This window comes from Nocardia sp. NPDC004711, from assembly GCF_053601595.1.
Window position 1 is genome coordinate 1 of sequence record NZ_JBSGCB010000072.1, and the last position, 13,022, is coordinate 13,022.

A 13,022-nucleotide genomic window follows, 5' to 3' on the forward strand; every position below is an offset into this window, starting at 1 on the left:
TCAGCATCCCTGCTCACCCACACGATTGCACGGACTCACTGTCGTTTGCCGTTGATCAACGCTAAACCGCCGGAACCGATCCCCGAAACCCGCAAACTTCAGCGCTGACATCATCGCCCGCCTGCACGACGGCCCGCGCGGGGGCAGGCACCTGGGACAGGGCACGTGCCACATCGAGTTCGGCGGCGGCCTCGTCGGGAAGGTGGAAGCAGACTTCCTGTCAGGACCGGCCCCGGTGGCTCAGTTCCTCGGACCGTCGGTTGAATTCGCCCAGGGAGAAGGCGGAGTTCGCAGCAGACCGTCGGCGGCGCTGGTTCGGGTCGTGAGATGAACGGCCAGTCCCGCCGTTCCACCCGCCTGTCGCCATCAGCAAGGCCAAGACCGGCGATCCCCCTCTTCCACCACGCCACGCCACGAGCTGATCCGGTCTTTACGGCCAGGGCCGGATCTCCCGGCTCATGCCGCGGTACTCGGCGATGACGATGTCGCCGCGGCGCACCGTAACGTCGTAGATTTCGTTGCGCCCGCACCGTGCCCGCTCGACGGCTTCGGCCCCGGCGGTCGTCGGCTCGAGGGTGATCGACCCGCCGGCGCGACAACTCATCGACCACGGCCGGACATCAAACCGGGCAACAGAATCCGACACACGACAAACAAATCACAACAACATGAGACACGGTCTTTAGTGACCACAGCCCGCAACGAAAGTGAACGTAAACAGGAGTAACCAACGCGAAACACGCAGGTCACGAAGTATGCTCTCCGCGCGTACGGGGATGAGCCCGTCGGAGCCGCCGGGCTTGCGGCAACAAACTCAAGCGCAAAACACCGCACACGAAACCAGTCAGTGACTAGCCCCCGCAGCGGGACTCGACCGCGCGCGGCCGTGGCGACATCTCGCCGTCGAGCTGGGGCCATTTTGGGGCCACACGTCATGACCGCCCATGAACGACCAGCACCGAACAACCGTACAACTTTGACCCTTATTGCGTGTGACGTGCACAAACGCGTCCCTGGGATAGCTGGGGGTCAAGTGGTCGCAGGTCGCTCCTCAGCCGGTACGCCACAGGGCGAGAACGACCTACGAGCAGTACTCACCCACTGTCTTGAGAGTCCGCCCATGGCCTGGATGGGCTCAACTCTGCCGGGTTCCACACCACGCGTGACCCAACTATCTCCCACTAAATCCATTGCCCGTCGCAGTATTTGAACATTGTGCACGGTGGTCAAGAGTTGACATCAAGGAACCAGATGCCCAGATGGACAAGCCTTTTCGGTCGCTCTTGACACCAGTCCATAGCATCGAGTAGCCGACCATCGCGCTAATCCCTAGGTCGCAGGTTCGATTCCTGCCGGAGGCGCATCAGGTGTCAGACCCAGAGGCGATGGCCACAGACAGCTAGCGTGTCGGAGCGGGCGGATCCACTGGCTCCGAGGTGTAGGAGAAGAAGCTCGCTTCGACTGGAGGAAGCCGCAATTCGTCGCGGATCGCGCTGATAAATTGCTCGAAGACTGCTCTTGCGCAGGTCCGGAGCTGCTGCCACTCCTGGATGCTGAGCCGCCGCTCTATGACATCGTAGAAAAGCTTGGTCACCGCGGCGTCCAGCGCTGAGGCTATGGACACAACGTGTGGTGTTCCGTATAGCCAGACGGCGGTGTATGCGCTGTCCCATGCCTTGAAATCGACGATTCTGACTTGATCTACACGGTCAGGGTAGGAGTCGACGACGGGGTCCGCTGTTGCGAGCGCGCGCAGGACTTCGTTCAGCACTTGGAACTGTTCAGCCAAGGACCGGTAGCTCGCGGTCCTCTGATCGCGCTGCCACCGCACTGACTCGGATCTCGAGTCCCAGAGCCGGCCGATCACCACGCCCAGGATGGCAGCAAGTGCAGCGATGGTTGCGGTGCTCATCCCACATATTCTCCAGGGCCGCAGCACAATTGACACCCGAAACCGAGCCATCTCGGCCAGAGGCTATCCCGTACCGAACAACCAAGATCGTGGTGGCCATCTGGTGGCCCCACGGCATGCGCGACGTCGAACAATGCCTGGTTGCAAGCGAACCGGGACGAAGCCGAGCGACGTGCATGACGTGCGCATTCGGCCTACGGTTGGGGCCAACTTAGGGCCACACGCTAGCGAACCGCCGTCGCTGACCGCGGGCACCTCATGGGTGACGGCGATCCCGTGGGCCGCTTCGTGCAGCAGCGTGGCGAGCACGTCGTGGGTGCCGGCGGCCAAGCCTTCCGCGCCGAGGAACAGCTCCGGCATGGCGGTGCCGGAGCGGCTCCACAGGTCCGGGCCGAAGTGCCCGAGCCGGCTCACGCTTGGCGTGCGTGGCTCGCCGCACGCCCCAATCCGTGCGAGATCACTCTGAAACAGATGTCGGTCAGTTGCGATACGCTGCGCCAGTCCCCTTGACGCATGGGGATTTTCGACAAATTGGAGAAGTGAAGTATGAGTAGGACGATCCGTCGGGTGGGTATTGGGATCGCAGCAATGGTTACCGCGGTAGCCAGCCTCGCGGCGATAGCGGAATCGACGGCCGCGGCCGATATTACGAACAATGGTGTGACCCTGGTGGGCAACACGTTTGTTGTGGGACAGACCTACACGATCAACGCTTCAGACGGGTACTGCGGTGACGACATGACACCGATCTTGCTCGAGGATTATGTCGAAATCGCTCGGGGCACGGTCACAAGGTGCGCTACCGCGTCCTTCCAATGGACGCCGAAAACTGCTGGTCCTCACCGTCTGGGAGTACAGTTCACCAGCCACACCACCCTTGGTGCCGTAAACGTCACCGTGACCGACCAGTCGCCGACGACGACTCCGCCGCCGACGACCCCTCCGACCACATCGCCGAACACTGGCAGCGCGAACTCGATTCCGGTGATCGGTGGTCTCCTGAACAGCCTGTCGGCTCAGAAGTAGCACCATGCTGTCGAAAGCCCTGGCTTGCCGGGGCTTTCGCAGTCCGCAGAGCGTCCGCGGCGCCGCCAAGAAGCGACCACCATCACCAACGAGACCAGCCGGTGAACCAGCAGGTCATCCCGCAAGTCCAACAAAATGTACTGCTATCGAAAACGGACAAAGCGGGCCACACTATCGTTCGGGACGAAGAGGTCAGCGACGCCGAACCCTCGGTGATAATGACAGCATGCCGCCAGCGGGATTCAGCGAAAGCAGTTCCACCAGTGACGATTTCGCGCGACTCAGAATGGACGCGGAAACCTACTTGAGTGACCGGTTGGAACGGTGGGTGACGTACTACGCCGCCAAGTCGCTGACGATGAAGAGGCGCTACCTCGGGATGCAGACACTGTCCGTCGTTGGCGGGCTGACGGTCCCCGCGCTGGTGAACCTGCACTACCCATGGATACCGCCGGTCGTCACCGTCATCAGTCTGATGGTCGCCGCCTGCGTGACTCTGGAGAACCTATTCCGCTTCCGCGAGCAATGGAGGGCCTCCCGGTCCGCCGAACAGCTCCTCCGCGACGAGAAGGTGTCCCTCCTGACAAGGACCGGACCATACGAAGAGATGGACGATCAGGTCGCGTTCCGACAGCTGGTGACGCGAGCTGAGGCCGCGATTGCGACGGAAATGCGACCACCTTGAAGATCCTCACCGCCGCGCAGCACACGGGAGAGCCGGAGCCACCGAAGGTCGCTCGTTAAGCATCCTCCCCAGACGTATGCACCGTCGCACGATCGGCTGACTATGTGGGGACCAACTGGGGACCACACGGCTTGCGTCACCACGAACTTTCCCTGATCGCAGGGGATTTCGGGTTGCACGCGCATCGTGTGCGACGTGCGTAAATGGGAGGGCAGCATCCCTGGGGGTCAAGTGGTCGCAGGTTCAAATCCTGTCAGCCCGACCAAGAAATCCCCTCCGACCAGGGTCGGAGGGGATTTTTTGTGTCACCGAACTCGACCAAAATCGGCCATTTCTCACAGAAATCTCACGTTTTCGGCCGCCTTCCCCGCGCCCACCGCTCGAGAACCTCCCGGTTGTCGGGTGCGGTTTCGGGGATGTCGATGTAGTGGGCCTTGGCCACCGCTTTGGTGTTGCCGAGTTGTCGCGCGGCCCGCTCGGGATCGCCGTAGGCGTTGTCGACCGCCGTGCCGACCCCGCGCCGGAACGTCCGCGGAGTGACCCAGGAGTAGTTCTCCCCACGTGCGGCGCGCCAGCTGCGCCCGAAGTTGTTAGGGTTGCGAAGGGAACCGTTGCGTGCGGGAAACAGGACCCCGTGGGGGTTGGGCTGCCCGGTGACCTCGAGATCCTTCAGCGCCTCACGGCAGGCCTGCGCGGAGTGCTCCGGCAGCAGCATCCGCCGCCACCCATTCGCCGACTTCAGGAACGACTGACGCACCCACCCGCCGGTCCCGGACCCCTTCACCTCCACCAGCGTCCCAGTGACGTCGACGTACGGGATCGTGGCATCGAGATCGATCTTCTCCAGCAGGACCGCGAACACCTCGTGCGGGCACAGCCCGGTGCCGCAGATCAGGTCGGTCACCCACACCACCGACCAGTCGCGCGGCGGGCCGGAGGTGTAGGCCGGCGTACCGGGAACAGCCTCCCCGGATGCCCAGACGCGGACCTGAGCTCTGAAGCCCGGCAAGGCATCCCTGGTCTCCGGCCTTGCCCCGGACGCGGGTGCTGCGCCGGGTGAACGAGTTCACCCCGTCGACGGGGTTGGTCTCGACAGCGCCGTGCCGGACCGCGATCTGCATCATCGCTCGCAGAATAATCTTGTGCTGCTTGGCCTTACGGCGCATCCCAAGCGCCACAAGACGTTTGAGATGACGATCCAGCTCACCGGCCGTGGCCTGCCATACCTGCAGGTTCCCCATCGAGTTCTCGATCTTGATCGTCGTCGGATCCGCGCGCTTGTCGCTCGACACATAGATCTCGCGCCGGTAATCCTCGACATTCCCGGCCGTGTAGGCATCATCGGCCTCAAGTTCGGTGACGAGTTCGGCCGCAAGCTCGATCAGCTTCGTACTGCGTGTGATTCGTTGACATCCCAACTGCTCACGGTAATCGCGCATCGCCTCGGCGAGCCGGTTGGCGGCGTCGTCGGCACTGAGGCCGAGACGCTCGATCTGATGAGACCCTGCCGCGCCATAGAAGCGAACGGTCGTCCGCCATCGCCCGTTCTTCTGCTTCTTCGGCTTGGTCGGAACACCGAACGTGCCCACCGGCTTCGGTATCCGACCTCCCATCTGTTACCTCCGTAAGTCTGGACCGTTGCTGACATCCGCCAGATCAATCGGTTGGGCTGGTTGGGTTTCGGTGCTTGGAAAACCGCGAGAGTCGTGATGAGCAGTCATCGTCGAATTCCGAAGGACTGCTGACACTCACGGGAATAGAGCCTGGACGCTGTCTGGACGCCGGACAAGAGCCGGAAGTTGTCTGGCTGATAGCCAGGAGTGGCGCGTCATCGAACTCCCGGCGAGTCGCCGTTCCGTCAGCTGCTGGCCTCAGGCGAGGGAAGGAGACTCACCTCGATCGTCCTCCCCGCGCCTCTGTTCACCCAGGGGTTCATCGGGTTGTGATCGGATGCGCGATCCACGATTGCAGTCGGCCCCAACCTCGCATTGCGGCAGGATCGGACTGATACACGCCGTGACAGCGCCCGATCCATCATTCCCGCTGTGACACAGCAGCGTTCGGATTCAAGTCCTTCGGTGAACCTGGACTGCGCTGACTCAAGCTGCAGCACGCAGCCGACGTCCTAGGCGACCCCTGCCGCATCCAGGTTGTGCACTGCCGCGACACAATGGCGGCCGTGAACGCACTTTCCCGTGACCGCCAGGCCGTGGTTCTCGACACTAATCTGTGGTCACACGGCAGGCTCGACATCGGTGCGGTCGCTGACCTCGCGACGCGACTGCGCGCCTACGACGTCGAGGTGTGGATTCCGCGCCAGGTGGTGCTCGAATGGGCTCGTCACTCCAGCGACGACGCCGAACTCGCTGCGCCAGCTTGGAATCGGCTCAGACGCGGCGGATGGCCGCGGCCCGTTGTGGTGCTTGGGGTGGCAATCGCGGCCGCGCTGATCGGTGGTTCGGCACGGTCAACGGGCTACTCGCTGGTCAATGCATGTGACGACGCACTCAACAGCCGTTTCGTGCAGGCACAGTGACCCCGATGCTGCCGGGCATGTTCGAGCGTGCGCCCCAGGGCTGAGCATCGCGGCAGCCAAGACCTTCTCCGGCAGGATCTCGGAGGGGGATTGGCGACGGCCGGATTCGTTTCCGTACCTGTGTCGTCCCGCACCTGCTCTCGTGAGTATCGGCATGCCTGCCGTGGTGCACGTCCCTCGGGTGTTTCGATGGTTCTGTCGATCATGTCTGTCTTTGCGCGATCTGCGCAGTGTCTGCGCACTGCAATTTCGCGTGTCACCGGATACTTGTCCCTTGCCTACTTCTCTGCAGCGCAGGCGATTTCGTCGGCCAGCCTGTGGGCTGGCGCGTTTTGCTGGTAGCGATCCCGATCGCCGAAATCGCCGTCGGCCTGGATGCGATCACGACGGTCGCGCTCATCGCACCCGAATGGGCTGTGCTGATCGTGATCGCGATGGCGGGGGTCTACATGTACCGCCGACGACGGCACCGCAAGTCAGCCAAGTGACCAGACTTTCGCCGATGCCAGCCGGCGGGCCGCGCGGATCCTGTGCCGGGCCTCCGTGCCAGGGAAGCGCCGACCGCCCCCGCGCTGGCTGCATCGGTCAGCGCGACCAGCGGCAGATGAGTGCGTTGCGCCGGTCAGTGCTGAAGGCGGGTCATGATCGAAGTGTGGACGGGTTACTGGTCTTGGTGAATGGGCTTCCCGGCGCGGGCAAGACGACCCTGGGCAAGGGGCTTTCCCGGCCACTGGGCGCATGGTTCTTGTCCAAGGATGCCATCAAGGAATCGTTGGCCGACTGCCTCGAAAACCCTATTGAGGTACCGGAATTGGGCGGTATCGCCATGGATACCGTGTGGACGCTGGCGAAGCAGTCGCCGGTCGATGTCGTCATCGACTCGTGGTGGTTCAAGCCGCGGGACCTGGCGTTCGCGCGTGCGGGTATCGAGAGAGCCGGTGCTCGCGGGGTCGTGGAGGTGTGGTGCGATATTCCCGCGGACGTCGCCAGATCCAGGTATGCCGCACGCCCGCGCGCACCGATCTATCGAGACCAGCAGCGCCTGGCCGAGAACTGGGACGACTGGGTTGCCCGTGCGGCACCGCTCGGGGTGGGTCCGGTACTGCTCGTCGACACCACCCGCGAGATCGATCACGCCGCCCTCGCGTCGCAGGTGCAAGCGCTCGCCGATTCCTAGGCAGGAATGCAAGCCCCGCGCTGGCCGGTTCGGTCAGCGCGGTCAGCGGCATAGAAAGTGCATTGACTGCGGCCACCGCGAGCGAGGAAGGGCCGAGACCAGTCCTCGATAGCAGCATCCTGGCCGTCAGCTCCTATCGTCTGCTGGCCTGACCGGCTGGCCTTACTTCAGGTGCCGGGCGAAGAACCGGTTCCCCTCTTCCCCGGCGTACTGCGGGACGCCGGTGTGCCCGCCCATGTTGGCGTTCAGCGTCTTCTCCTTGGAACCGAAGGCGTCGAACAGGTCCAGGGCCGCCTGCCGGTCGTTTTCTTTGTCGTCCCATTGCAGCAGGACATGCAGCGGAATGGTGACCTGCCGGGCCTCCTCGAACATGACGCGGGGCACGAATCTCCCGGCGAACAGACCGGCGGCCGCGATGCGCGGCTCGACCACCGCCAGCCGGATACCGATGGAGATCACTCCCCCCGAGTATCCGACCCGGCCGCCGATCTCGGGCAACGCAAGGAGTGCGTCCAGGGCGGCCTGCCATTCCGGAACCGCCTTTTCGACCAGCGGGAGGGTAAGGGCGTCGACAATCTCGTCGCTGACCAGTTCGCCGGCCTGCAGCACTCGGCGCAGGTCGGCGCGGGCCTGATCGGCGGCGGCCCAACGGGCCGGTCGCCGCTCCCAGGGAGCTCGATGGTGGCCGCGGCGAAACCCTCCGCCTCGGCCTGCCGGGCCCGGGCCAGCAGTCGCGGGTACATCTTGCGCAGCCCGAGGGGAGGGGGGCCGAGCAGGATCGGCGGCACCGGTGTGGATGTAGATGCGGGCGTCCACAGGACGCCGGGGATCTCGCCGAGGGTGAATTCGCGCTCGAGGATGCCGTCGTCGAGGTGTTGTTCGGAAGTGAATTGCACGGTCGTGCCTTTCGAGAGTGCTCTTGAACGGCGCTCCCGGACGACCTATCGCCCGACCGTGACACGCGAGGGGAGCACCCATGTCGATACTGCGTTCACGGGTACCACCTCCTCGGTCTCTTGCACGGCCCCCGGAAAGGTAACAGTGGTCGTCGTGGTTCGCCAACAGGTTTTGCGGTGGCTCCGCCGCCGGATGAATCGTTCGAAGTGTACGCAATTCGGCAATATCGGACGTTCTGCGCCGCACCTGCTTCCGACCGCCGGCGCGCTGCGCTGGCCGGTTTGGTCAGCGCGGTATGCGGCAATTGAGGATGTTCGATCGTTTACCGGTGTTCGGTGGCTCAACGGAAGTCCGCGGCGTGGTCGGTTGCCCACTGCGCGAAAGACCGTGCAGGGCTACCGAGGATATTCGTGATGGGGGTACTGGCCGACGGCGGCGTCTCGGCTGCGGTCTTCCATCCGTCGAGAATGGCGTCCGCGACGAAAGGCGGAACGGTCCTGACGAGTTCCGCATGTGTTTGCTCCGCGGAGGATTCCTCGATCTGGATGTCACGACCGAGGGCCTCACCGATGTGCTGCACTTGCCGACGCAGGGTGAGCGTTTCGGGCCCTGTGACGTCCAGATCGTCGAATCATCACCAGCTTCCCCGGGTTGGGCGAACTCACTGGTGCTCGGCTCCTGGCCGAAATCGGCGACGACCGTAAGAGATTCGCTGATGCCGTGCACTCAAGGCCTACGCCGGATCCGCACCGGTCACCCGAGCATCCGGGCGCAGCGTGTCGATCAGACACCGCATCGTGAAAAATGACCGGCTCAACGCGATCGGATTCCTCTGGGCATTCGCCAATATCCCTCGACCTGGTCCAGCGAAAGATCACTACGACCGACGACGAGCCCGCGGTGATCGACACCCCGCTGCCCTACGGCATCTGTTCAATCGAATGCTCGGCCAGCTCTACTACTGCACTGCAGGCCGGCGAAACCTATGACCCCACCAAGGCATTCGGACAGCCTGCCGAACCCGCTGAGCATGCGGCAGCTCGGCCCTTAGCAAGATCGGAGGTCTCATGAGATATCACAGCTAGGAAATAAGCAGGAGTGCAGAAGTGATGAGCATGACGGCGGCGGTGAGGCCGTGGACCCCGTAGGCGATTGACTTGGGGCCGCCGTGGCCGAGCACGATGGTGGCGTCGCCGAGCGGAATGATGGTGGCGGCCAGTATCATCCAGCCAAGCGGGTGCGTGGCACCTGCAGCCATCAGTGTCAAGACGATCAACCCAGACGCGATGTCGCGGACGCCCTTGGCGCTCAAGTAGGCGCCGACGGCTTTTTGGCTGAGATCTGGTTGCACGCCGTAGCCGGCGGCCGCGGCGCGCGGCGCGACGATAAAGCGTGCGCCGATGAATATGATGCCCGCACCGATGAGTCCGGCGAGCGTGTAGGCGATGGCGGTGGTCATGTCGAGCACCCTTGGGGTGTTGTCAGTGAATCGGTGAGAAGGATGTCGGGTCGAGCGGTACCGATTGAACGTCGATGATCTCGTTGGGATCGAAGCCGGCCATGTCAGCGGCGAATTGGGGCGTGGTCATGATATGCCGCGCGAGTTGTTCCGGGTCGGCGTCGGATGGGTAGCGGATCAGCGCGACGAGTCGATTCGCACTGTCGCTACGCTCGGTCCATACACCGTGGGTGGTGACCCCGAATATCTGGAAGGTTGTCAGATGGCGGGCCCAGTGAACGGTCGCGTACCGCTGAAGAGCTTCGGGCGATCGCAGGGTGTAGATCCTGAGCTGAAACATAATGCTGTGCTCCTTAGGTTGATATCGGCTGGCGTAGGTCTGGGGGGTAACGGGCATGGGCGTGTCAGATCATCAGCGCCACGCCAAGGGCGGCCATTGCCAGAGCCTGCAGCATCGCGCGGGCGCCGATGATCGAGTCCCACTTTGCTTGCAGCGCACGCCCGTTCGGTAGCGGCTGGCTGGCGTCGGCGGCCGCTGTCAGCTGTCGATTGATTGGTGCACTCACCCGTGTGTAGAGCACAAGCCAGACCAACAGCAGGACCAGCGCGGCGCCCACCACGATCGCTCGAGTCCAGTGTGCGGTGACACCGGCCAACACCCCGCATACGGCGGCGGCGAAAAACCCGAGCACCCAGGGCACCGGCATGCGCCGGTCGCCGTAGCGATGCACGCTTCCAGTCACCGCGACCAGGGCATCGTCGTCGACCAACGCCAAGGCCGGTCGCAGCACGATCGCGCAAAACACGTCGGTGCCGTAGACCACCGCGGTACCCAGCACCGCGATCAGGGCAGCGGAACGAGCGATGAGGTCCAAGACCATGTCGAAGCTCCTCTCAACTGCTAATTTCTAGCAACGCTAGCCCTTCGCGCAAGCACTGTCAATAGCGGTGCTAGATTTTCTAACTACGATTGGCCATGGGATCGCGGTGAACGTGCTGGGCCTGCTGACCCAAGGGGTGCAGGCGCTCGCGGGTGTGCTGCTGCCGTCCGCGACGGTGTTCCTGGTGCTGCTCTGCAATGACAAAGCGGTGCTCGGCCCGTGGGTGAACACCCTGCGGCAGAACATCGTCGCGGGAGTCATCGTGTGGTCGCTGGTGCTGTTGTCGCCGGCACTCACTGCCGCCACGTTCTTCCCCGACCTGACGACCACGCAGTTGGAGATCGGTTTCGGCGTCGGGCTGCTCGGCGGTCTCGGAATGTTCATCGCCAAGCAACGCTCCGACCGCAAAGCGACCGAACACATCGCGGCCGAACTCGGCGGACTGGACCCCGACCAGGTGCAGAAGCTGGATTCGACCCCGCTGTCGCAGGCCGAGCGCAAGGCTATCCTGGAAGTCGATCGCGACACCTGGCGCACTCCCTCGCTGGACACCCTCGAGAGCCCGGCCTTCTCGCAGCTGCGCATGGCGGGCATGATCGCGCTGCGGGGTTACCTGCTCATCGCGGTGATCCTGGTGGCCGTGAAGATCTTCCAGTCCATCACCGGCTGAGCATGATTCACCCCGGTGCCGTCGCCTCGCAAGGGTGACGGCACCGGACACCCATCCGCTGACACCCCGAAAGCGCCGATCGAACAAGGAGGCGTGAAATGCGGATCCTCATTTCCGGCGCAAGCATCGCCGGACCCGTCCTGTCCTACTGGCTGACCCGCTACGGGTTCACCGTCACCGTCGTCGAGAAGGCCCCTACCCTGCGCAAGACCGGCGGCCACGCCGTGGACCTCTTCCGCCCGTCCATGCAGATCTCCGAGCAAATGGGCGTACTGCCACCAATCATGGAGCGCGCAACCGGAACCGATATCCTCACCGTCCACACTCGTCACCGAAGCGTCGCCCTCGACCAGACGAAGCTCTTCCAGGTCGCCTCCGACCGGCACGTCGAAATCATGCGTGACGACCTCAGCGAGATCTACTACGACGCAACACGAGACGATGCGGAGTATATCTTCGGCGACTCGATCACCGAGATCTCCACAGCAGGGCGGGTGTGTTTCGAAACCGGTGCGCCAAGGGAATTCGACCTCATCGTCGGTGCGGACGGGCTGCGCTCAAATGTGCGGCAACTGGTCTTCGGTCGCGTCCCCGAACACTTCCTCGGAGGCTACCTCGCGGTGGCGTCCGCTCCGCGAGAGCTGGCCGTGCCGGGTGAACTCGACTCCTATCTCGAAGTCGGCCGTGCCGCGGCGATCTATACCGCCGACCGCCTGACCGACTCCCGTATTGTTTTTCTGTTCCGCGCCGAACAGGGCCTCGGCTACGACTACCGCGACACCACAGAGCAGAAACAGTTGGTGCGCAAGGCTTTCACCAGCATCTCACCCGCCGTCGACCGGTGGCTCGCATCGCTCGACGACAGCCCGGCGTTCTACTTCGACTCGATCACCCAACTACGGCTCGACCACTGGTCCCGCGACCGAGTCACCCTTGTCGGCGACGCTGCCTACTGCCCGGGCCCAGCCGTCGGCGGCAGCACCAGCCTGGCCATCGTCGGGGCCTACACCCTCGCCGGTGAACTCGCCGCGGCCGCCGGTGACCTCAGCGTCGCCCTGCCCGCCTACGAGCAGGCCATGGCCGAACCGGTCCGCACCAGCCGAACCTTCGCCATGCGCGCGGCCAAAACCATCGTCCCCACCTCCGAGCTCGGTCTGTGGGCCCTGCTCCAAGCCGGACGACTGGTCACCGCCCTACCCAATCGACTCGGACGCGCCGCTGCCCAACTCGGCAGCCGCGGCCTGCGAGTACACGACACCATGCCAGTCAAAAATTACAACATGCCAGCGGCGCGTCGATAAGGTCGGGAATCCGTGTGCTGGTACAGGATTCAACCCCTGCCCCGTCGTCAGATACCGTCGATGGACAGTTGAAAGTAGAAACGCGCGATCTCGGGATCGCGGTCATAGACCCAGTGGATCCATGCCGGGACCGCCGGCGTCGACAGTATCCGTTCAGCAAACCGACTGGACGGAGTCAAACCGCCCGACTCCCGGCGCCCGGCCTCCTCGACCCGGCTACCGAAACGCGGTCCATGGCCACTCGCTTGCGCCGCCTCCATTTCATAGCGGATGACTATAGACAGCTGTAGTGCGCCCGGAGCGGTGCGACGTTTCTGCGACCCAATCAGCACCGCCCTGGAAACCGCCACCGCGATCGCCGCCGCTTGCATGTAGATGCCCTGGGCGGCCTGAGCTCGAAGCCGTTGGCTGCAGTGTTTCGGTTCGCTTCGATCCTCTGCCAATCCGATTGTCAGCAAACTTTCCGCGTACGCTTGTG

The 13,022-nt window shown here is 63.7% G+C and carries 15 protein-coding genes and 3 pseudogenes; 9 read left to right on the top strand and 9 right to left on the bottom strand.

Annotation, left to right across the window (positions count from 1 at the left end; all coding sequences use genetic code 11):
* Positions 1–430: 430 nt before the first annotated feature.
* Complete coding sequence (locus tag ACWEKS_RS42620; protein ID WP_452345404.1) at positions 431–604, bottom strand: hypothetical protein; 174 nt, start codon at positions 602–604, stop codon at positions 431–433.
* Between the two features lie 795 nt (positions 605–1,399).
* Entirely contained in the window at positions 1,400–1,912 is a 513-nt protein-coding gene (locus ACWEKS_RS42625) for a hypothetical protein (protein WP_452345405.1), read from the bottom strand.
* A gap of 567 nt (positions 1,913–2,479) precedes the next feature.
* Between ACWEKS_RS42625 and ACWEKS_RS42630 the strand changes: the two genes are divergently transcribed.
* Together ACWEKS_RS42630 and ACWEKS_RS42635 are read left to right on the top strand one after the other, a co-directional pair.
* Complete coding sequence (locus ACWEKS_RS42630; RefSeq protein WP_452345406.1) at positions 2,480–2,938, top strand: hypothetical protein; 459 nt, start codon at positions 2,480–2,482, stop codon at positions 2,936–2,938.
* Between the two features lie 226 nt (positions 2,939–3,164).
* Positions 3,165–3,623 carry a DUF4231 domain-containing protein gene (locus tag ACWEKS_RS42635; RefSeq protein ID WP_452345407.1) on the top strand — a complete coding sequence of 153 codons (459 nt, stop codon included), beginning with the start codon at positions 3,165–3,167 and terminating at the stop codon, positions 3,621–3,623.
* Between the two features lie 346 nt (positions 3,624–3,969).
* Here the strand turns inward: ACWEKS_RS42635 and ACWEKS_RS42640 are convergent, their stop codons facing one another.
* Positions 3,970–4,632, bottom strand: coding sequence for a hypothetical protein (locus ACWEKS_RS42640; protein ID WP_452345408.1), 663 nt, complete (start codon positions 4,630–4,632; stop codon positions 3,970–3,972).
* A gap of 91 nt (positions 4,633–4,723) precedes the next feature.
* On the opposite strand from ACWEKS_RS42640, the gene ACWEKS_RS42645 reads away from it, so the two are divergent.
* The 4 genes from ACWEKS_RS42645 (at position 4,724) to ACWEKS_RS42660 (ending at position 7,336) form a co-directional block, all read left to right on the top strand.
* The gene (locus tag ACWEKS_RS42645) at positions 4,724–5,251 is read left to right on the top strand and encodes a hypothetical protein (RefSeq protein ID WP_452345409.1); all 528 of its coding nucleotides are present in this window, start codon (positions 4,724–4,726) and stop codon (positions 5,249–5,251) included.
* 551 nt (positions 5,252–5,802) lie between these two features.
* On the top strand, positions 5,803–6,159 hold the full coding sequence (locus ACWEKS_RS42650; protein ID WP_452345410.1) for a hypothetical protein: 357 nt from the start codon (positions 5,803–5,805) through the stop codon (positions 6,157–6,159).
* A gap of 332 nt (positions 6,160–6,491) precedes the next feature.
* Positions 6,492–6,647, top strand: coding sequence for a hypothetical protein (locus tag ACWEKS_RS42655; protein WP_452345411.1), 156 nt, complete (start codon positions 6,492–6,494; stop codon positions 6,645–6,647).
* A 164-nt stretch (positions 6,648–6,811) separates the two neighbouring features.
* Positions 6,812–7,336: an AAA family ATPase gene (locus ACWEKS_RS42660; RefSeq protein WP_452345412.1), complete on the top strand. Its 525-nt coding sequence runs from the start codon at positions 6,812–6,814 to the stop codon at positions 7,334–7,336.
* Between the two features lie 162 nt (positions 7,337–7,498).
* Here ACWEKS_RS42660 and ACWEKS_RS42665 read toward each other — a convergent pair.
* A pseudogene (locus ACWEKS_RS42665) lies at positions 7,499–8,232 on the bottom strand (alpha/beta hydrolase).
* Between the two features lie 341 nt (positions 8,233–8,573).
* Complete coding sequence (locus ACWEKS_RS42670) at positions 8,574–8,813, bottom strand: hypothetical protein (protein WP_452345413.1); 240 nt, start codon at positions 8,811–8,813, stop codon at positions 8,574–8,576.
* Between the two features lie 41 nt (positions 8,814–8,854).
* Between ACWEKS_RS42670 and ACWEKS_RS42675 the strand changes: the two are divergent.
* Positions 8,855–9,222 (top strand): annotated as a pseudogene (locus tag ACWEKS_RS42675) (transposase); the annotation flags it as partial.
* Between the two features lie 92 nt (positions 9,223–9,314).
* Here ACWEKS_RS42675 and ACWEKS_RS42680 read toward each other — a convergent pair.
* The 3 genes from ACWEKS_RS42680 to ACWEKS_RS42690 all read right to left on the bottom strand — a co-directional run bounded on the left by ACWEKS_RS42680 (position 9,315) and on the right by ACWEKS_RS42690 (position 10,573).
* On the bottom strand, positions 9,315–9,692 hold the full coding sequence (locus ACWEKS_RS42680; RefSeq protein ID WP_452345414.1) for a DUF4267 domain-containing protein: 378 nt from the start codon (positions 9,690–9,692) through the stop codon (positions 9,315–9,317).
* A 22-nt stretch (positions 9,693–9,714) separates the two neighbouring features.
* Positions 9,715–10,032, bottom strand: coding sequence for an NIPSNAP family protein (locus tag ACWEKS_RS42685; protein WP_452345415.1), 318 nt, complete (start codon positions 10,030–10,032; stop codon positions 9,715–9,717).
* 64 nt (positions 10,033–10,096) lie between these two features.
* The gene (locus tag ACWEKS_RS42690; protein ID WP_452345416.1) at positions 10,097–10,573 is read right to left on the bottom strand and encodes a DUF1772 domain-containing protein; all 477 of its coding nucleotides are present in this window, start codon (positions 10,571–10,573) and stop codon (positions 10,097–10,099) included.
* 112 nt (positions 10,574–10,685) lie between these two features.
* Between ACWEKS_RS42690 and ACWEKS_RS42695 the strand changes: the two are divergent.
* Both ACWEKS_RS42695 and ACWEKS_RS42700 read left to right on the top strand, forming a co-directional pair.
* A pseudogene (locus ACWEKS_RS42695) lies at positions 10,686–11,243 on the top strand (manganese transporter); the annotation flags it as partial.
* 98 nt (positions 11,244–11,341) lie between these two features.
* Entirely contained in the window at positions 11,342–12,544 is a 1,203-nt protein-coding gene (locus ACWEKS_RS42700; protein WP_452345417.1) for an FAD-dependent monooxygenase, read from the top strand.
* 47 nt (positions 12,545–12,591) lie between these two features.
* Here ACWEKS_RS42700 and ACWEKS_RS42705 read toward each other — a convergent pair whose 3' ends face one another.
* Complete coding sequence (locus ACWEKS_RS42705) at positions 12,592–13,002, bottom strand: hypothetical protein (RefSeq protein ID WP_452345418.1); 411 nt, start codon at positions 13,000–13,002, stop codon at positions 12,592–12,594.
* Positions 13,003–13,022 lie beyond the last annotated feature (20 nt).